This is a genomic window from Bacillus sp. FSL R5-0447 (assembly GCF_038606125.1).
GTDB lineage: Bacteria > Bacillota > Bacilli > Bacillales > Bacillaceae > Bacillus > Bacillus velezensis.
This window is the reverse complement of sequence record NZ_CP152012.1, coordinates 2911830-2931914: the sequence shown is the minus strand read 5'-3', so window position 1 is coordinate 2931914 and position 20085 is coordinate 2911830. Positions and strand designations below refer to the sequence as shown.

At 47.6% G+C, this 20085-nt stretch carries 19 protein-coding genes and 1 other annotated feature; of the genes, 18 read left to right on the top strand and 1 reads right to left on the bottom strand.

What is annotated here, in order from left to right:
- From NYE68_RS14660 to ysxE, 7 genes are all read left to right on the top strand, one after another.
- A complete protein-coding gene (locus tag NYE68_RS14660) occupies window positions 1–831 on the top strand; it encodes a cytochrome c biogenesis protein (protein WP_015417935.1) in 831 nt (276 codons plus the stop codon).
- Between the two features lie 34 nt (window positions 832–865).
- Entirely contained in the window at window positions 866–1807 is a 942-nt protein-coding gene (gene hemC, locus NYE68_RS14655; RefSeq protein WP_324636532.1) for a hydroxymethylbilane synthase, read from the top strand.
- Entirely contained in the window at window positions 1797–2576 is a 780-nt protein-coding gene (locus NYE68_RS14650; protein ID WP_324636533.1) for a uroporphyrinogen-III synthase, read from the top strand. Before hemC ends, NYE68_RS14650 begins: the two co-directional genes overlap by 11 nt.
- Before the next feature lie 5 nt (window positions 2577–2581).
- A complete protein-coding gene (gene hemB, locus NYE68_RS14645) occupies window positions 2582–3556 on the top strand; it encodes a porphobilinogen synthase (protein ID WP_099686900.1) in 975 nt (324 codons plus the stop codon).
- A gap of 28 nt (window positions 3557–3584) precedes the next feature.
- Window positions 3585–4874 (top strand): glutamate-1-semialdehyde 2,1-aminomutase, encoded by a 1290-nt coding sequence (gene hemL, locus NYE68_RS14640; RefSeq protein WP_012118112.1) that lies wholly within the window; start codon window positions 3585–3587, stop codon window positions 4872–4874.
- Window positions 4875–5006: 132 nt separating this feature from the next.
- Window positions 5007–6809, top strand: a complete 1803-nt coding sequence (locus NYE68_RS14635; protein ID WP_342493922.1) for a LysM peptidoglycan-binding domain-containing protein — start codon at window positions 5007–5009, stop codon at window positions 6807–6809.
- Between the two features lie 33 nt (window positions 6810–6842).
- Window positions 6843–7865 carry a spore coat protein YsxE gene (ysxE, locus tag NYE68_RS14630; RefSeq protein ID WP_040238959.1) on the top strand — a complete coding sequence of 341 codons (1023 nt, stop codon included), beginning with the start codon at window positions 6843–6845 and terminating at the stop codon, window positions 7863–7865.
- A 14-nt stretch (window positions 7866–7879) separates the two neighbouring features.
- Here ysxE and NYE68_RS14625 read toward each other — a convergent pair whose 3' ends face one another.
- Window positions 7880–8071, bottom strand: a complete 192-nt coding sequence (locus NYE68_RS14625) for a hypothetical protein (RefSeq protein ID WP_003152639.1) — start codon at window positions 8069–8071, stop codon at window positions 7880–7882.
- A gap of 172 nt (window positions 8072–8243) precedes the next feature.
- Window positions 8244–8465, top strand: a binding site (T-box leader).
- 58 nt (window positions 8466–8523) lie between these two features.
- Between NYE68_RS14625 and NYE68_RS14620 the strand changes: the two genes are divergently transcribed.
- From NYE68_RS14620 to minD, 11 genes are all read left to right on the top strand, one after another.
- Entirely contained in the window at window positions 8524–11166 is a 2643-nt protein-coding gene (locus tag NYE68_RS14620; protein WP_015417930.1) for a valine--tRNA ligase, read from the top strand.
- Between the two features lie 58 nt (window positions 11167–11224).
- On the top strand, window positions 11225–12517 hold the full coding sequence (locus tag NYE68_RS14615) for a folylpolyglutamate synthase/dihydrofolate synthase family protein (RefSeq protein WP_061860764.1): 1293 nt from the start codon (window positions 11225–11227) through the stop codon (window positions 12515–12517).
- A 139-nt stretch (window positions 12518–12656) separates the two neighbouring features.
- Window positions 12657–13409 (top strand): A24 family peptidase, encoded by a 753-nt coding sequence (locus tag NYE68_RS14610; RefSeq protein ID WP_012118107.1) that lies wholly within the window; start codon window positions 12657–12659, stop codon window positions 13407–13409.
- A gap of 126 nt (window positions 13410–13535) precedes the next feature.
- Window positions 13536–14537, top strand: a complete 1002-nt coding sequence (locus tag NYE68_RS14605) for an SPOR domain-containing protein (protein WP_032866593.1) — start codon at window positions 13536–13538, stop codon at window positions 14535–14537.
- A 140-nt stretch (window positions 14538–14677) separates the two neighbouring features.
- Entirely contained in the window at window positions 14678–15247 is a 570-nt protein-coding gene (locus NYE68_RS14600) for a Maf family protein (RefSeq protein WP_324636543.1), read from the top strand.
- 31 nt (window positions 15248–15278) lie between these two features.
- Window positions 15279–15974 (top strand): DNA repair protein RadC, encoded by a 696-nt coding sequence (gene radC / locus NYE68_RS14595; RefSeq protein ID WP_007408165.1) that lies wholly within the window; start codon window positions 15279–15281, stop codon window positions 15972–15974.
- A 91-nt stretch (window positions 15975–16065) separates the two neighbouring features.
- Window positions 16066–17079, top strand: a complete 1014-nt coding sequence (gene mreB / locus NYE68_RS14590) for a cell shape-determining protein MreB (RefSeq protein ID WP_003152647.1) — start codon at window positions 16066–16068, stop codon at window positions 17077–17079.
- Window positions 17080–17109: 30 nt separating this feature from the next.
- Complete coding sequence (mreC, locus tag NYE68_RS14585; RefSeq protein ID WP_007408166.1) at window positions 17110–17973, top strand: rod shape-determining protein MreC; 864 nt, start codon at window positions 17110–17112, stop codon at window positions 17971–17973.
- The gene (mreD, locus tag NYE68_RS14580; RefSeq protein WP_007408167.1) at window positions 17970–18488 is read left to right on the top strand and encodes a rod shape-determining protein MreD; all 519 of its coding nucleotides are present in this window, start codon (window positions 17970–17972) and stop codon (window positions 18486–18488) included. Before mreC ends, mreD begins: the two co-directional genes overlap by 4 nt.
- A 53-nt stretch (window positions 18489–18541) precedes the next feature.
- Window positions 18542–19222, top strand: a complete 681-nt coding sequence (gene minC, locus NYE68_RS14575) for a septum site-determining protein MinC (RefSeq protein WP_003152653.1) — start codon at window positions 18542–18544, stop codon at window positions 19220–19222.
- A 2-nt stretch (window positions 19223–19224) separates the two neighbouring features.
- Window positions 19225–20028, top strand: coding sequence for a septum site-determining protein MinD (gene minD / locus NYE68_RS14570; RefSeq protein ID WP_016938784.1), 804 nt, complete (start codon window positions 19225–19227; stop codon window positions 20026–20028).
- Window positions 20029–20085 lie beyond the last annotated feature (57 nt).

The following is a 20085-nucleotide window of genomic DNA, read 5'->3' as shown; positions in this document are numbered from 1 at the left end:
ATGATTGATACAGCAATGGCAAGACTTAATGAAGCGACAATTGTTATTTATGCAGTAAGCGTCCTTTTTTACTTTATAGATTTTCTTCAACACAACCGGAAGGCTGGGAAAATGGCCTTCTGGTTGCTTTCTATTGTCTGGACTCTGCAAACCGTCTATCTTTCTTATTTTATGTGGCAGACGGGCAGATTTCCGGTCTTGAATATTACGGAGGCCCTTTACTTTTATGCGTGGGTGCTTGTCACGCTCTCACTTGTGGTCACGCAGATTCTGCGCGTTGATTTTATCGTGTTTTTCACGAATGTCATCGGTTTCTCGATGATTGCGATCCATACGTTTTCACCGACGGATCAGCATTCGGCCGCTTTTTCCGGCCAGCTGGTCTCAGAGCTTTTGGTCATTCATATTACAATGGCGATTCTGTCTTACGGCGCTTTTTCCCTTTCTTTTGTCTTTTCGCTTCTTTATCAGTTTCAATATTCTTTATTAAAGAAGAAAAAATGGGGAAAATGGCTGTTGAGAATTGAAGATTTGTCAAAACTTGATTATATGGCTTACGTTTTAAATGTCATCGGGGTTCCGATGCTGCTGTTGAGCCTGATATTAGGCGTGATCTGGGCGTATGTGTCGCTGGAAACGCTGTACTGGTTTGATTCAAAAGTGCTCGGCTCGTTTATTGTGCTGCTTTTATACAGCTACTATTTATATATCAGATTGATTAAGGAACTGCAGGGAAAAGTGGCGGCGTTATGGAATTCAGCATGTTTTCTCGTGCTGATGATTAATTACTTCCTGCTCGGAAGCCTGTCGCAATTCCATTGGTTCAGTTAACGCACGCGCCCAAACAGATTCGGGAGGAAAGAAAATGAGAACGATTAAGGTAGGTTCCAGACGGAGCAAACTGGCTATGACCCAGACAAAATGGGTGATTAACAAACTGAAGGAATTGAACCCTTCCTATAACTTTGAAATCCGGGAGATTGTCACAAAAGGCGACCGCATCCTTGATGTTACACTGTCAAAAGTGGGCGGCAAAGGTTTGTTTGTCAAAGAGATTGAACAGGCGCTGCTGCATCAGGAGATTGATATGGCGGTTCACAGCATGAAAGACATGCCCGCCGTTTTGCCCGAGGGTCTTGTCATAGGCTGCATACCGAAACGTGAGGATCCGCGTGATGCGCTGATTTCAAAGGGGCATCAAAAGCTGGACGACATAAAAGAAGGAGGCATCATCGGCACCAGCAGTTTAAGAAGAAGCGCCCAGATTCTTGCTGAACGCCCAGATCTTACAATTAAGTGGATCAGAGGCAATATTGATACGAGACTTCAAAAGCTTGAAACGGAAGATTACGATGCTATTATTTTAGCGGCTGCGGGACTTTCGAGAATGGGCTGGAAAGATGATGTCGTATCTGAATTTCTCGAACCGGACCGCTGTCTGCCTGCGGTCGGCCAAGGCGCTCTTGCCATTGAATGCAGAGAGTCGGATGAGGAGCTTTTGAAGCTGTTTGCGCAATTTACCGATGAGTATACGCAGCGCACGGTGGCAGCCGAACGGGCTTTCTTACACGCGATGGAAGGCGGCTGCCAAGTGCCGATAGCCGGGTATGCGTCCGTCAATGACCGTGATGAGGTTGAATTGGTCGGTCTTGTCGCGTCTCCGGACGGAAAGACGATTTATAAAGAAACAGCGGCGGGACGTGATCCGGAAGAAATCGGGAAACGCTGTGCGGCGATGATGTCTGAAAAAGGAGCCAAAGCACTAATCGACAGCGTGAAACAGGAGCTCGATCAGGATGGCAATTGACCTTCCTTTACAAGGAAAGACCGTGCTCGTCACCCGGAACAAAAGACAGGCAGCACCGTTCCGAAAAAAAGTGGAGGCGCTCGGCGGAACGGCTGTTTCCGCCTCTCTGATCGCTTTTCAGGAAGCGCTCCCGGATGAATGTGCGGACAGTCTCCGGGAAGACCTTTCTGAGCCGGGATGGCTTGTGTTTACAAGCGTAAACGGTGTCCGGTTCTTTTTTTCCTATCTTGATCGGCACGGTCTTGCGCTTTCGGGACGGAAAAAAATCGCAGCCGTCGGTGAAAAGACTGCGCGCGCCCTGAAAGAGCGGGGAGCCCGGACGGATGCGATGCCTGACGAGTATGTGGCGGAATGTCTGGCTGATACTTTAAAACGGCACGCATCAGCTGCCGAACCCATTTCAGTGATAAAGGGCAATTTATCACGCGATGTCATAAAAGCGGAGCTTGAGCCGCTTGGCTATCAAATAAGGGAATGGGTGTTATACAATACCATTCAGGATGAAAAAGGCATGGACGAGCTGAGACGGGCTGCATCCCGCTCTCATTTTGATTTTATTACGTTTACCAGCTCATCGGCGGTCCATACGTTTATGCACGCGGTCGGAGACGGAGAAAAAGCGTGGGAAAACAGCGGTGCGAGCTATATCAGCATCGGCCCTTTGACAGAGAAAGCGCTCTTGGAATACGGGATCTCATCCCATGTGCCTGACACTTATACGATTGAAGGCATGCTGGACGTCATGTGCAGTATGTCGGGAAAGGATTGATAATGATGAATCAAACATTTAACAGACATCGCCGTTTGCGCGCGAACGCTGCGATGAGAGATTTAGTAAAAGAAACACGTCTTCACCCCTCAGATTTTATTTACCCGTTATTTGTCGTTGAAGGGCTCGAAGGAAAAAAAGAAGTTCCTTCCATGCCGGGGGTTTATCATGTATCACTCGATTTGTTAAAGGATGAAATGGCTGAGCTGATATCGCTCGGCATTAAGTCGGTCATCGTTTTCGGCGTGCCGGAAGAAAAAGACGCCTGCGGAACCCAGGCTTTTCACGATCACGGCATTGTGCAGAAAGGGATTGCTGAAATTAAAAAGCATTATCCTGAAATGATCGTCATCGCTGATACGTGTCTCTGTGAATACACGGATCACGGCCATTGCGGCGTCGTGAAAGACGGAGAAATCCTCAATGACGAGTCGCTTGAGCTGCTGGCTCAGACAGCCGTCAGTCAGGCCAAAGCCGGCGCTGATATCATCGCTCCTTCAAATATGATGGACGGTTTTGTCACAGTGATCAGGGAAGCGCTCGACAAAGAAGGATTCACGAATATTCCGATCATGTCTTATGCCGTGAAATATTCAAGTGAATTTTACGGTCCGTTCCGCGACGCGGCTGACAGCACGCCGCAGTTCGGAGACCGAAAAACATATCAGATGGATCCGGCCAACCGCTTGGAAGCGCTCCGTGAGGCTGAATCAGACGCGGCAGAAGGCGCTGACTTTTTAATCGTCAAACCGTCTATGTCATACTTAGATATTATGCGTGATGTGAAAAACCGCCATCACCTGCCGCTGGTCGCATATAATGTGAGCGGGGAGTATTCCATGGTGAAAGCGGCAGCCCAAAACGGCTGGATTAAAGAAAAAGAAATGGTGCTGGAAATTTTAACGGGCATGAAACGTGCAGGAGCCGATCTGATTATGACGTATCATGCAAAAGACGCAGCAAGATGGCTTGCTGAGTAACGATTTCATTTGACGGGAGCTGAGGCAGATGAGAAGCTATGAAAAATCAAAAGCCGCTTTTAAAGAAGCGCAGAAACTGATGCCGGGCGGAGTGAACAGCCCGGTGCGCGCGTTTAAATCAGTCGATATGGACCCGATCTTTATGCAGCGCGGAAAAGGATCGAAAATTTTTGATATTGACGGCAATGAATATATCGACTACGTCCTGAGCTGGGGGCCGCTCATTTTGGGCCACACGAACGACCGGGTCGTTGAAAGCCTGAAAAAAGTAGCCGAGAACGGGACAAGTTTCGGAGCATCTACTGAGGTGGAAAACGAACTGGCCAAATTGGTCATTGACCGTGTGCCGTCTGTTGAAATCGTGCGGATGGTCAGCTCCGGCACAGAGGCGACAATGAGCGCCCTGCGTCTGGCAAGAGGATATACCGGCCGAAACAAAATTTTGAAATTCGAAGGCTGTTACCACGGCCATGGTGATTCACTGCTGATCAAAGCGGGATCCGGAGTGGCGACACTCGGCCTTCCGGACAGCCCGGGCGTGCCGGAAGGAATAGCAATGAATACGATTACCGTTCCATACAACGACTTGGAAAGCGTTGCACTCGCATTCCGGGAGTACGGTGAAGATATTGCCGGGGTCATTGTTGAACCGGTAGCAGGCAATATGGGCGTTGTTCCGCCGCAGGAAGGCTTTTTACAAGGACTTCGCGACATGACGGAACAGTATGGCGCGCTGCTCATTTTTGATGAGGTCATGACCGGTTTTCGCGTGGATTATAACTGTGCGCAAGGGTATTTCGGCGTGACGCCTGACTTAACGTGTCTCGGCAAAGTCATAGGCGGCGGTCTTCCTGTCGGTGCGTATGGCGGAAAAGCTGACATTATGGAACGAATCGCGCCGAGCGGTCCGATCTATCAGGCTGGAACATTGTCAGGAAATCCGCTTGCCATGACAGCGGGACTTGAGACGTTACAGCAGCTCACACCTGAATCTTACCAAGAATTTGTGAAAAAAGGCGATATGCTTGAAGAAGGCATTTCAAAAGCAGCTGCAGCACATGGCATTCCGCACACGTTTAACCGGGCGGGTTCAATGATCGGCTTCTTTTTCACCAATGAGCCTGTCATTAACTATGAAGCAGCCAAATCTTCTGATTTAAAGCTGTTCGCCAAGTATTATAAAGGGATGGCCGACGCAGGCGTATTTCTGCCGCCGTCTCAATTTGAAGGATTGTTTCTCTCCACTGCGCATACAATGGAGGATATTGAAAATACCATTCAAGCCGCTGAGAAAGTGTTCCAGGCGATCAGCCGCTGATACCGAAAAGCCGATGCAAGCAAGACTTGTATCGGCTTTTTTCAATGCCTCCATTATCATATTTTTCCGGATTGCGGCATACACCTTTAGTGACATCTAATTGTATGGATTAGATGAAAGGAGGATATGAACTTGCCGCATAATCACCGATTGCAATTTTCTGTTGAAGAATCAATCTGTTTCCAAAAAGGACAGGAAGTTTCTGAATTACTTTCGATTTCATTAGACCCTGACATCAGGGTGCAGGAAGTAAATGATTATGTCTCAATTAAAGGATCATTAGAACTTACTGGCGAGTACAACATAGATCACAGCAGTCATTTTGAAGAGCTTGATAGGGAGCTGAGGCATGTAGAGGAAGTGAGGGCGAGGGAGGATGGCACGGCCGAGCTCATTCATTGTTTCCCGGTGGACATTACGATTCCGAAAAATAAAGTGAGCCACCTCAATGATGTTTTCGTATTTATCGATGCCTTTGATTATCAGCTGACGGATTCAAGGATCTTAACCATTCAGGCTGATTTGGCAATTGAAGGGCTGCTTGAGGAATCCGAGCCAAAAGAGCCGGAGATCCCTTTGTACGTGGCACCTGAATTTGCCAGAGAAGAAATGATCAATCTTGCCGGACATCATTCGGAGGACGAAAACGAACCAGAATTAATGATACGCCATGAGCCTGAAATACCTTTGAGTGTATCAAAAGAAGCAGCACAAGAAACCGAGAAGAACGAGGAAGAAACCCCGCCTTTAATCAGGCTGGAGGAAGAAGAGCAGGAAGCAGCCCCGATTCTGAGGGAGCACAAAGAAGAAGAGCAGGAAGCAGCCCCGATTCTGAGGGAGCGGGAAGAAGAAGAGCAGGAAGGAGCCCCGATTCTGAGGGAGCAGGAAGAAGAAGAGCAGGAAGCAGCCCCGATTCTGAGAGAGCAGGAAGAAGAAGAGCAGGAAGCAGCCCCGATTCTGAGAGAGCGGGAAGAGGAAGAGCAGGAAGCAGCCCCGATTTTGAGGGAGCGGGAAGAAGAAGAGCAGGAAGCAGCCCCGATTTTGAGGGAGCGGGAAGAAGAAGAGCGGGAGACTGCCCCAATTCTGAGGGAGCAGGAAGAGGTGCCGAAACCTGTTTCCTTTACTGAGCCTCCTCCTCCCGTTTCTTTCCAACACGAAGAAGAGCCGGAAGAAGCTGAGGAGCCTGCAATCATGTCGGCTGTGAGGAATGAACCTGTATTTGAGGATGATTCAGCAGAAGTCCAGGAAGAGCCAAAAGATGATATCGAAAAGGTTTTCCCTGCGTTCACTCTGACTCCGCATGCAGAAAAACCAAAAATTGCGGAACAGCCCTTCCTTCAAAAAGAAGAGCAGCCAGAGGCCGAGCCGCTTCTCCGTCAGAGTGATCATGAGACGGCAGAAGATGAAGATGAGCCTGCGGTTTTTCAAGAAGAGCAGGCGCCCGTTTATCGCGAGTTCGTTCCGGAACAGCAGGAAGAGGAATTTTACAGCGCTCCTAAGCTGCTTGAAGAAGAGGCTCAGGATGAAGTAGGGTTCGAAATTGAGGTAAGGAAGATGGCGCCGCCGGAGGAGGAAACCGGGAAGCCTCTCGATTTGTCTTTTCAGTTTTCCAAACTGCCGCCTGAGGAGCCGGCGCAAGCTGAACCGCCTGAGCCGCTTAAACCTGAAAGAAAGAATGAAGAAGCGGCAACGGGAACCGAGCAGAAGGAAAATGACAACTCACATTACTTGACAAAATTATTTACAAGGGAAGAAGAAAAGTTTTCAAGAATGAAAATTTGTATCGTACAGCAGCAAGATACTATCGACCGGGTGTGTGAACGATATGACATAACATCCCAGCAGCTCATCAGAACAAATGCTTTATCGTTTGATGACGAGCTTGAAGAAGGTCAGCTTCTGTATATACCTGAATATAATAACAGCCATGCGTAAGCACAAAGAGGCCGTAAAAATGTGGTGAATGGAATGGAAGCAGTCCAATCAGTGCTTCAGGAATACGGGCTGGCGGCTGAGTATATTGAGCCTGTCAGCCCGCATGTTTGGAAGGTCTACTCAAACTACGGCATTTTTGCTTTGAAACAGCTCAAGCCGGCCCGCAGCAGTGAATTTACGGATCTTATGATTGAGATTGAGGAGAAAGGCTACCGATCATTTGTGCCGATCTGCCGCACGTATGCCGGCGATTTTTTTGCGGGAACACAGACGGAGAATTCTTATTATTTAATGCCTTGGCTTCAGTACGATCAGGAAGAGGAACGGGACCAAAAACATGTTCACCTTTTTAAAGAGGTCGCGAAGCTCCACTCCGCGACTGTGCGGGACATCCAAATCCGGACTGAAGATATCAGCGGCTTTTATGAAGCAACGAAAAGAGATTGGGAAAATGATAAGCTTGTCTATGAACAATTCGCCGACCGGGCGGAAAAAGAGTGGTACCTTTCACCTTTTGAACTGCAAGCTGTTACGTATCTTACAGAAACGGTTTCCGCCGTCAATTTTGCTCTCGAACGTCTGGAAGAATGGTTTGACGCGGCAAAGGATCATGACAAGACGAGAGCGGTGATCAACCACGGCAGCTTATCGAGCCGCCACTTTCTGTATAATGATGCGGGATCGGGCTTTTTCACGAATTTCGAGAAAGCTGCGCTGGGCCCTCCGCAAAACGACCTGCTCGGCTTTTACTCCAGAATGTTCAGAAGCTATCCGAAAGCATGCCCGGAATGTCTGGACTGGTTTTATACGTATCACAAATCATTCCCGCTCCGTGAAGCGGAAATCAGCCTGTTTCTCAGCTATATGGCTTATCCGTCCGCCATGTACAAAGTGCTGAAACGGTATCAGACCGGCCAAAGGGGCTCTGAAAAAGAAGAGTGCACGCAATTATTAAGAGCGTTTTGGCAGATGAAAAATGTTGAGCCTTTTCTCATGAAGGTTCATCAGATTGAGCGGGAGAAAAAAATAAAAGCGGAAAACGAGTCCTCTTCATAACGGGACTCGTTTTTTTATATCCATTCCAAATGCAGGGCGCACGCTAAAAACAGCAGGATGGCAAGCAGCAGGACATCAAAAGTCGTCGGAAAGAAAATCGTCCTGATCCCCTGAAAGATCGTAATTGGGATAATGACTTGCACGGATACAAGGCGGACCTGTCTGGCCCACTGGGGGAGCGAATAAGAATTGAATTTTTTTCTCACGGGCAATTCCTCCTCACATTCGCCTTTCTATGTATCGTATGTAAGGGAAAGGGCGGGGTGCATGCCCATTTATGTATGACGGCAGCGGTTTTTGGAAAAGATGATTGACGAATCAAAAACACTTTTACTATAATAAAGAACATAATAAATAAGATCATGAGCTGATATAAATACACCTGCTTTGAACGGGAAGAGTACAAGAAAGACGCATGAAGAGAGAGAAGCTACTGTGCTGAAAGGCTTCTTATGCTGTCTCATTGGAAGGTCGCCCGGGAGCATAATTTCTTGAACATACAGTAGAGAAATTCGGGCCGCACCCGTTATCCGTTTAAGTGCATGAACAAATCTGTTCATGAAAAAAGGTGGTACCGCGAAAGAGCTTTTCGTCCTTTATCAGGATGAAGGCTCTTTTTTAGTTGCTCAGCCATTTCTAAACATGCTGGAGGGTTATCATGGATACAAACGAACAAACAATGCCGACAAAATATGATCCGTCTGCGATTGAAAAAGGCCGCTATGATTTTTGGCTGAAAGGAAAATATTTTGAAGCGGGCGGCGATCAAACGAAACAGCCGTATTCTGTCGTCATTCCGCCGCCGAACGTGACGGGCAGGCTGCACCTCGGACATGCGTGGGATACGACGCTGCAAGATATCGTTACGCGTATGAAACGCATGCAGGGCTATGACGTGCTCTGGCTTCCGGGCATGGACCACGCCGGCATCGCCACTCAGGCAAAAGTCGAAGCGAAACTCCGCGAACAGGGCACAAGCCGTTATGATCTCGGCCGTGAAAAGTTTTTAGAAGAAACGTGGAAGTGGAAGGAAGAGTATGCTGATTTCATCCGCAGCCAATGGGCCAAGATGGGGCTCGGACTCGATTATTCGCGCGAACGTTTCACTCTTGATGAAGGGCTGAACAAAGCAGTGCGGGAAGTATTCGTCAAGCTGTACAAAAAAGGCTTGATTTACAGAGGCGAATATATCATCAACTGGGACCCTGCCACAAAAACGGCTTTATCCGATATTGAAGTAATTTACAAAGACGTACAGGGCGCGTTTTATCATTTGCGCTATCCGTTAGCAGACGGTTCAGGCTCAATTGAAATCGCGACCACCCGTCCGGAAACGATGCTTGGCGACACGGCTGTCGCGGTTCATCCTGAAGATGAGCGCTACAAGCACTTAATCGGCAAAACGGTGATTCTGCCGATTACAAACCGCGAAATTCCGATCGTCGGCGATGATTATGTTGATATGGAATTCGGATCAGGCGCCGTTAAAATCACGCCTGCCCATGACCCGAATGATTTTGAACTCGGAAACCGCCACAATTTAGAGCGGATTCTCGTCATGAATGAAGACGGAACAATGAATGAAAAAGCGCTGCAATATAACGGCATGGACCGGTTTGAATGCCGCAAAAAACTCGTCAAAGATCTTCAGGAATCCGGTGTTCTCTTTAAAATCGAAGACCATATGCATTCTGTCGGACATAGTGAGAGAAGCGGCGCCGTTGTTGAGCCGTACCTGTCCACACAATGGTTTGTCAAAATGCAGCCGCTGGCCGATGCTGCGGTTGACCTTCAGTCAAAAGAAGAGAAAGTTCACTTCGTTCCTGACCGGTTCGAGAAAACGTACCTGCACTGGATGGAAAATATCCGTGATTGGTGTATTTCCCGTCAGTTGTGGTGGGGCCATCGCATCCCGGCTTGGTATCATAAAGAAACAAAAGAAGTGTACGTCGGCCTTGAGGCGCCTGAGGACAGTGAAAATTGGGAACAGGATTCAGACGTGCTTGATACATGGTTCAGCTCCGCGCTTTGGCCGTTTTCTACAATGGGCTGGCCTGATGAAAACGCTGAAGACTTTAAGCGGTATTACTCAACCGATGTTCTTGTAACGGGATATGACATCATTTTCTTCTGGGTATCCCGGATGATTTTCCAAGGTCTTGAGTTTACCGGCGAGCGTCCGTTCAAAGACGTGCTGATTCACGGCTTAATCCGTGACGAGCAGGGCAGAAAAATGAGTAAATCCCTTGGGAACGGCGTGGACCCGATGGATGTCATCGACAAGTACGGAGCGGATTCCCTGCGCTATTTCCTGGCAACCGGAAGTTCACCGGGACAGGATCTCCGTTTCAGCTATGAAAAAGTGGAATCCACATGGAATTTCGCAAATAAAATTTGGAACGCCTCCCGTTTTGCATTAATGAACATGGACGGCATGACGTATGACGAGCTTGATCTGTCCGGTGAAAAATCAGTTGCTGATAAGTGGATCCTCACAAGACTGAATGAAACGATAGAAGACGTAACCCAGCTTGCGGATCGTTATGAATTCGGTGAAGTCGGACGCCACCTGTACAACTTTATCTGGGACGATGTGTGCGACTGGTATATCGAAATGGCAAAGCTTCCGCTGTACGGGGAAGATGAAGCGGCGAAGAAAACAACCCGTTCTGTTCTGGCATATGTGCTTGACCAGACGATGCGTCTTCTTCACCCGTTTATGCCATTCTTAACGGAAGAAATCTGGCAGCACCTTCCTCATGAAGGCGAGTCAATCACGATCAGCTCTTGGCCGGTTCCGGTGCCGGAACATACGGATAAAGAGGCAGCGGCGGATATGAAACTGCTCGTTGAATTAATCCGTTCTGTCCGCAATATCCGGAGCGAAGTCAACACGCCGATGAGCAAGCAGGTTGAGCTTTACATTAAAACAGCTACCGAAGACATTGCCGGCCGCCTTGAGAAGAACCGTTCTTACGTTGAACGCTTTACGAATCCGAGCACGCTGAAAATCGGGACGGATATCACTGCGGCAGACAAAGCGATGACAGCGGTCGTCACCGGAGCGGAAGTCATTCTGCCGCTTGAAGGGCTGATTAACATTGATGAGGAGATCGCCCGTCTGCAAAAAGAATTCGACAAGCTGACAAAAGAGGTCGAACGCGTTCAGAAAAAACTCGGCAACGAAGGATTTATTAAAAAAGCTCCTGAGCATGTCATTGAAGAAGAACGCGGAAAAGAGAAAGACTACGCGGCAAAACGCGAAGCTGTCCGGCAGCGGATTGCAGAGCTGAAAGGCTGATAAAACAGCGGGGCGGTTTCCTAAGAAACCGCCTTGTTGTATAAAAGAGGGGATTTCATTGTTTAATACGTACAAAGAAGCGATCAGCTGGATTCACGGCAGACTCAAGTTCGGCGTTAAGCCAGGCCTTCTCCGTATGGAAAAGCTGATGGAAAAACTGGAACACCCGGAAAAGAACATTCGCGCCATTCATGTGGCGGGCACAAACGGCAAAGGATCGACCGTCGCTTTTATCCGTTCCGTGCTTCAAGAAGCCGGTTATACGGTCGGCACGTTCACATCGCCTTACATTATTACGTTTAATGAGCGTATCAGCGTCAACGGCACGCCGATTTCTGATGAGGAATGGAGAACGCTCGTTAATGACATAAAACCGATAGTCGATGAGCTTGATAAGACCGATGCCGGAACGGTGACAGAATTTGAAATCATTACAGCGTGTGCATTTTTATATTTTGCGGAGCGGGCTGATATCGATTTTGTCATTTTTGAAGCGGGGCTCGGCGGCACATTTGATTCAACCAATATTGTGAATCCGCTCCTGTCGGTCATTACAAGTATCGGACATGACCATATGGCGATTTTAGGCAATACCATCGAGGAGATCGCCGGGCAGAAAGCCGGTATCATTAAAAATTCCATTCCGGTCATTACGGGCGTCAATCAGCCGGAAGCACTCGGCGTCATTGAAGCGGAAGCCGAAAAAAAGCAGGCTCCGTATCAGTCACTATATAAAACGTGCAGACTGTTTAATGAAGCGGCGCTTCCGTCCGGTGAAAGCTTTTCGCTGGAAACGGAAACGAAATGCTATGAAAACATTCAAACGTCGCTGATCGGCATTCACCAAAGGCAGAATGCGGCATTGGCGATATTGGCCGCTGAATGGCTGAATCGCCTGGAAGCCGCAGCCATTTCTGAAGAAGCGATGCGAAACGGCCTGAAAAAAGCATCGTGGCCGGGCCGGTTTGAACGTCTTCAAAGCCGCCCTTTAGTGTTTGCGGACGGCGCCCATAACGAAGAGGGCGTTGAAACGCTGATAGAAACGATCCGGCAGCGCTTTGCCGGTAAAAACGTCCATGTCGTATTCAGCGCATTAAAAGACAAACCGTATCAGGAAATGATTAAAAAGCTTGAAACCGAAGCGGATTCCATTCACTTTGTATCATTTGACTTTCCGCGTGCTTCAAGCGCCGAAGCCCTTTATAACGCAAGCAGTCTAGCGGATAAGAGCTTCGATGAGAACCCGGACAGTGTGAAAGAATGGATAGAACAAAAAGACGGGGCGGATGATGTCATCATCATTACCGGCTCCTTATATTTTATTTCAGAAATGAGAAAGCGGCTTATCTGACAGCCCCTCGGATGCCCGGCAGACCATTTTACGGTTTTGCCGGGTGTTTTTATGCTGAAAATATATTTTCAGCCATTTCAGTCATGGTGTTTTTCTTTGCTATAATCTGAGCCAGATTGATAGTAAAGGTGTGGTCTGAGTGCTTTTGATTCTGTTTTTTCTCGGCTTGATTTTCGGTTCTTTTTTTTATACAGCAGCGTGCCGTATCCCGCTGCGAATCTCGGTTATTTCGCCGCGTTCAGCCTGTTCGTTTTGCCGCTTGCCGCTCTCCTGGGGGGAGCTTGTGCCTGTCGTTTCCTATATTCTGCAAAGAGGCAGATGCAGAAACTGCCGTGCGAAGCTGTCGGTTATGTATCCGGCGGCGGAATGCTGGACGGCGTGTTTATTCACGGCTGCAGGCATTCATTTCGGTTTCTCAAAAGAACTGTTAGTCGCGCTGTTATTTCTGTCTCTGCTCATGATTGTTACTATGACGGATCTGCAATATATGCTGATTCCTGACAAGGTTCTGCTGTTTTTTCTTCCGCTTTTCATCGCCGGCCGTATGTTTTCTCCGCTGGATTCATGGTATGCAGGGTTTGCCGGAGCCGTTTGCGGATTTTTTCTGCTTGTTTTTATCATGTTTGTCAGTAAAGGAGGCATCGGCGCAGGTGATGTGAAACTGTTTGGGGTGATCGGCCTGACGCTCGGCGTGAAGCTCGTGCTCATTGCATTCTTTCTCTCCGTTATGATCGGAGCCGTATACGGTATGTGCGCCGCAGCCCGGGGCAGGCTTGGTAAAAAGCAGCCATTTCCGTTTGCGCCGGCCATCTCAGCCGGGAGCGCTTTGAGTTATTTATACGGTGAAGAGCTGTTTTCGTTTTACATCAAGCTCGCTTCAGGCGGGGCTTGAAAAATTTGGCGAACGTTTTTTGGACAAGACGACAAAAGTCTTGTTCTTTTTTTTTTCGCCTATGCTAAAGTGTGAACCATGATCAGTTCAAGGTACGGCCAAGACGAATGCAAGGGGGAAGAGACGTTGAAAAAAAGGAAGAGCAAAAAGCACAGCAACGCAAAAAACAATGCCCTTAAAGTAACCATTAACGGACAAGAAGAAACGATGTATGGACAAGAAGATGTGAAAGAAGGCGGGGAGAAAACCGTCACATTTTCAAATTGGGAAGAAACAAAAAAGGCGGAGCAGGAGACCGCCGCATCCCATGAAGATCCGAAAGAAGAAGATTTCAATTGGGATCATGAGAAGAATTCTGAGGTATTTGAAGATGACCCGAAAGTCGTTCCGCCATACCAGAAGAAAAAAAACGGCCCTCATTTTCCGAAAAAAAAGCAGCCGTCTTCTCCAGTTAAAAAAGCGGTCACGACAATTGCCGTTGCGGCTGTTTTAGGCACCGGGCTCGGCCTTGTCGCCTTAAATATGTCGGGAAGTAAAGAAGCCTCCGCTCCGGCATCAGCTGACAAAGGTTCACAAGGGCAGACGGCGAAAGCGGGAGATGTTTCTAAAGACAAATCTGAAACAGCCGGCACAGGAGATGCGGAATCTTCAGAGGGAAACTATAAAACATATGCGGTGCAGGCCGGAAAATTTTCATCAGAAAAAGGAGCGCAAACGCTTGTTGACCAGCTGACTGAAAAAGGATACTCGGCCGTCTCTCTGGCTAAAGAAGACGGATACACATACGTGATCGCCGGGCTTGCAGCGGAAAAAAGCCTATCACAGCAATTGGGTCAGACACTGATAGACCATGATTTTGAGGCTTGGGGCGGAAAAGAGCTCAGCTTTGCGGTCGATTCAGGACTGGAAGACTCTTTTAAACAAGCATCTGAGCTCTCCGCCAAAGCGATTACCGGCAAAGATCTTTCAAAAACGGAAGTGGCTGAAGCGGCAAAAGCGGCAGACGGTGCAGACGCCGCTGACAAAAAGCAGAAAGAGGCCGTCCTTCAAGCGCTGAAAGAACTGGAAACGTCGGGTTCGGAATCCGGCTGGAAAGCCCAAAAAGAGCTTTTAAGTGTTGTAAAATAGTATCTCATTTCCCGTCATCCGGCGGGATTTTTTATTTTGTCATCAAAAAGTTATTTTTCTGAAATTGTGGTTGCCCGTTTGATTTGGTAGGATAGACAAGTATCTTTTTTTCTTAAGCAAACCCTGAAAGGATGACAATCATGACAAAACGCTTAATACTCGCATCACAATCTCCGCGAAGAAAAGAACTCCTTAATCTTCTTCAGATTCCTTACAGCATTATTGCAAGCCGCACAGAAGAAAAATTAAATCGAAACCTTTCGCCGGAAGAAAACGTCCAATGTTTGGCCGATCAAAAAGCCGGAGCTGTATTGGCCGAAAATCCCGATGCAGTCGTTATCGGGGCTGACACGATGGTGTGCATAGACGGCGAATGCCTCGGCAAACCGCGTGACAGGGAAGAAGCGGCACACATGCTGCGGAGGCTTTCCGGCCGAAGCCATCAAGTCATTACGGCGGTCAGCATTCAGACGCATGACCGGAAAGAAACGTTCTGTGACACGACGGAAGTGACGTTTTGGCCGCTCAGTGAAGACGACATACAGCTCTACATTGAAACAAAAGAACCGATGGATAAAGCAGGTGCATACGGCATCCAAGGAAAAGGCGCGCTTTTAGTGAAAAAAATAGACGGTGATTTTTATTCTGTCGTCGGGCTTCCTGTCGCTAAAACAATGAGAGCCTTGAAAGAATTTAATATAAAAGCTTGATGTTCAAACCGGGAAGGGGAACAAGGAGGGGTTGATCATCCGTGATCTGCCGTTAAAATTAAGAGATTTCCCCGAAAAAGAAAAACCGAGAGAGCGGCTTCTGCACTTCGGAGCCGAACATCTCTCTAACAATGAATTGCTCGCCATCCTGCTGCGGACGGGAACGAAACATGAGTCCGTCATGAACCTCGCTCACCGGCTGCTGCGGACGTTTGACGGGCTGCGACTGTTAAAAGGCGCCTCTGCCCAGGAGCTTTCCAGCATTCCGGGAATCGGCACGGTGAAAGCCGTTCAGATTCTTGCCGCAATTGAGCTGGGGAGCCGCATTCATAAGACATCCGCCGGGGAGCATTGCGTCATCCGCTCTCCGGAAGACGGGGCGAAGTATGTGATGGAGGATATGCGCTTTTTATCCCAGGAGCATTTTGTCTGTTTATATTTAAATACCAAAAATCAAGTCATTCATAAACGCACCGTTTTTATCGGAAGTCTGAATTCATCTATTGTCCACCCGCGGGAGGTGTTTAAAGAAGCTTTCAAACGATCCGCCGCGTCCTTCATTTGCGTTCACAATCATCCTTCAGGAGATCCTACACCGAGCAGGGAAGATATAGAGGTAACCAGGCGGCTTTTTGAGTGCGGAAATTTAATCGGCATCGAGCTGCTGGATCATTTGGTCATTGGTGACAAAAAATTTGTGAGTTTAAAGGAAAAAGGATATTTGTAACACTTTTTTTTTCGTTGATTTAAGATATAATAGATTTTATGAGTTTTTCCCTTTAGGGTATTTTTGCTTTAAGAAAGGAAGATACATACATATGTTCGGAATTGGTACAAGAGACCTTGGTATAGATTTGGGAACCGCGAATACGCTTGTGTTTGTTAAAGGAAAAGGAATCGTAGTGAGAGAGCCGTCTGTCGTTGCTCTGCAAACGGATACGAAGTCCATCGTTGCGGTCGGTAACGATGCGAAAAACATGATCGGAAGAACTCCGGGCAACGTGGTTGCGCTCCGTCCGATGAAAGACGGCGTTATCGCCGACTATGAAACAACTGCGACAATGATGAAATACTACATTAATCAGGCTGTGAAAAATAAAGGATTGTTTGCGAGAAAGCCTTACGTTATGGTGTGTGTGCCGTCAGGTATTACGGCCGTTGAAGAACGGGCGGTCATCGACGCGACAAGACAAGCGGGCGCACGTGACGCTTATCCGATTGAAGAACCTTTTGCGGCAGCAATCGGCGCGAATCTTCCGGTATGGGAGCCGACGGGCAGCATGGTCGTTGATATCGGCGGCGGAACAACTGAAGTGGCGATCATTTCTTTAGGCGGCATTGTCACGTCTCAGTCAATCCGCGTAGCCGGTGACGAAATGGACGACTCAATCATCAGCTATATCAGAAAAACATATAATCTGATGATCGGTGACCGTACGGCGGAAGCTATTAAAATGGAAATCGGTTCAGCAGAAACCGGTGAAGAAAATGCGTCAATGGAAATCCGCGGCCGCGATCTTCTGACAGGTCTGCCGAAAACGATCGAAATCACGGGAACGGAAATTGCAAATGCACTGCGTGATACAGTTCTCTCAATCGTTGACGCGGTGAAGAGCACGCTTGAAAAAACACCGCCTGAGCTGGCCGCTGATATTATGGACAGAGGTATTGTATTAACAGGGGGAGGCGCCCTGCTCCGCAATCTCGACAAAGTCATCAGCGACGAAACGAAAATGCCTGTTCTTATCGCTGAAGATCCGCTGGATTGTGTTGCGATCGGCACTGGAAAAGCACTGGAACACATCCATCTTTTCAAAGGAAAAACAAGATAATCAGGAGTTAAATAGAAGAGGTGTATCACGATGCCGAACAAACGGTTAATGCTATTACTTCTGTGTATTATCATATTGGTGGCTATGATTGGATTCTCGCTGAAGAACGGCCGTAATACCACCTGGCCTGAAAAGCTGATCGGTGATACGACGGGAGTATTTCAAAACATTTTTCACACGCCTGCCGAATATTTTGCAGGGTTCTTCGGGGACATAAAAGACCTGAAAAACACGTACAAGGAAAACGAACGCTTAAGACAAAAGCTGGACGGACAGACACAATATGAAGCGAAGCTCCAAGAACTCAAAGATGAAAACAAGAAGCTGCGTGATGAACTCGGACATGTCAAATCAATTTCCGACTATGATCCGATTTTAGCGACCGTTATCGCCAGAAACCCTGATCAATGGTACAAGCAGATCATGATCAATAAGGGAACGAAGCAGAAAGTGGCCAAAGACATGGCTGTCACGAACGAAAAGGGTGCGCTGGTCGGGAAGATCAAAAGCAGCGGACTCAACAGTTTCACATCCGCCGTTCAGCTGCTGAGCGATGTTGACCGCAATAACAGAGTGGCCACCAAAATCTCCGGCAAAAAGGGAAGCAAAGGCTACGGTTTAATTGAAGGGTATGATAAAAAGAAACAGACTCTGAAAATGACCATCCTTGAGCCGGATGAAAAACGCGAAGTGAAAAAAGGCGACCTCGTGGAGACATCCGGAACGGGCGGCGTATTTCCTCAAGGGCTGACGGTCGGGGAAGTGACCGATGTAGAATCAGATGCTTACGGCCTGACGAAAATCGCTTACGTGAAACCGGCTGCCGACCTGTACGATCTTGACCATGTCATCGTCGTGAACCGAAGCGTAGCAACAGGGGAGGAAGGATCGTGAAACGTTTCCTTCTCCCTTTGATTATGATTTTGGTCTTTTGTGCGGAAAGCATCTATACCGATCTGGTGCGTTTTCCTTTCGTTTCCGTCGAGCAGCAGGTCGTTCCGCATTTTCTTTTGCTTGCGCTGATTTTTATGTCCGCTTATATCAACCAAAAGCATGCGGTGATCTACGGTTTGATTTTCGGATTTCTTTATGACATCAATTATACGGGTGTTTTAGGCGTTTATATGTTTGGTTTTGCCGGTTTATGCTATCTGGCGGCCAAAGCGTTCAAAGTGCTGCAGACAAACGCCCTGATGGTCATTCTGGTTGCGGTGCTGAGCGTATGTGTGCTTGAATTTTACGTCTACGGCATTCAGACGTTAATCCGCAGCGGCACAATGACATTTAACGATTTTGTCATTCAGCGGTTCTTGCCGACCGCTTTGCTGAATATTGCGGGAGCCGTTATATTAGTCCTGCCCTTCAGGCTGTTTTATATAAGTCTGAAGAAAGAATTAAGAGATGAGTAAAAAGGATTTTATCTTTTTTTGACGAAAAGAGTATGTTGTTGAGGTGAACATTGATGAAGACCAAAAAGCAGCAATATGTAACAATAAAAGGAACAAAAAACGGCTTAACATTGCATCTGGATGATGCGTGTTCTTTTGATGAGCTTCTCGATGGTCTTCAAAACATGCTGTCGATTGAACAATATACTGATGGCAAAGGCCAAAAAATCAGTGTTCATATTAAACTCGGGCATCGGTATCTGTATCAGGAACAGGCAGAGCAGCTGACTGATCTGATCGCGTCAAAGAAAGATTTAGTCGTGCATTCAATTGACAGTGAAGTCATCGCCAAAGAAGAAGCGCAGCGGATGAAAGAGGAGCAGGAAATTGTTTCTGTTTCCAAAATCGTCCGTTCGGGCCAGGTGCTTCACGTGACGGGAGATTTGCTTTTAATCGGAGATGTGAATCCCGGCGGTACGATCAGAGCCGGAGGAAATATATTTGTTCTCGGTTCATTAAAAGGGATTGCCCACGCGGGTTATAACGGAAATAACCGGGCTGTGATCGCCGCATCAGAAATGATGCCGACACAATTGAGGATCAATCACGTGTTAAATCGCTCCCCAGACCACATTCAAAAAGGGAACGACATGGAATGTGCTTATTTAGATACTGACGGAAATATGGTCATTGAACGCCTTCAGCAATTGGCTCATTTAAGACCTGATCTAACAAGGCTTGAGGGAGGAATGTGAAATTGGGTGAGGCTATCGTAATAACTTCGGGAAAAGGCGGAGTAGGTAAAACAACAACATCTGCAAACCTCGGTACCGCCTTAGCCATTTTAGGGAAGCGCGTCTGTTTGGTAGACACAGATATCGGACTGCGCAACCTTGATGTCGTAATGGGTCTTGAAAACAGAATTATTTACGACTTAGTAGATGTAATTGAAGGCAGATGCAAGACGCATCAGGCGCTTGTCAAAGACAAACGTTTTGATGATCTGCTGCATTTAATGCCGGCTGCCCAGACAAGCGACAAGACGGCTGTTGTCCCTGAGCAGATCAAATCGCTTGTGCAGGAGCTTAAGCAGGAATTTGATTATGTCATTATTGATTGTCCGGCCGGAATTGAACAAGGCTATAAAAATGCCGTCTCCGGAGCTGATAAGGCGATTGTTGTGACGACGCCGGAAATATCAGCGGTGCGGGACGCTGACCGCATTATCGGACTTTTGGAGCAGGAAGATATCGAACCGCCGCGCCTTATCGTGAACCGCATCAGAAATCACCTGATGAAAAACGGTGACACGATGGATGTGGATGAAGTTGTTCATCATCTGTCTATTGATCTCCTCGGAATCGTTGCTGACGATGATGAAGTGATCAGGGCTTCAAATATCGGCGAACCGATTGCCATGAATTCCAAAAACCGCGCCAGCATTGCGTACCGCAATATCGCCCGGCGCATTTTAGGAGAATCCGTTCCTTTGCAGGTGCTTGAAGAGCAGCAAAAAGGGATGATGGCGAAAATCAAGTCATTTTTCGGCGTGCGTTCATAATATATACCAGAATACAAAGATCTGATGAAGCCCAGCTTATCAGGTCTTTTTTGTTTT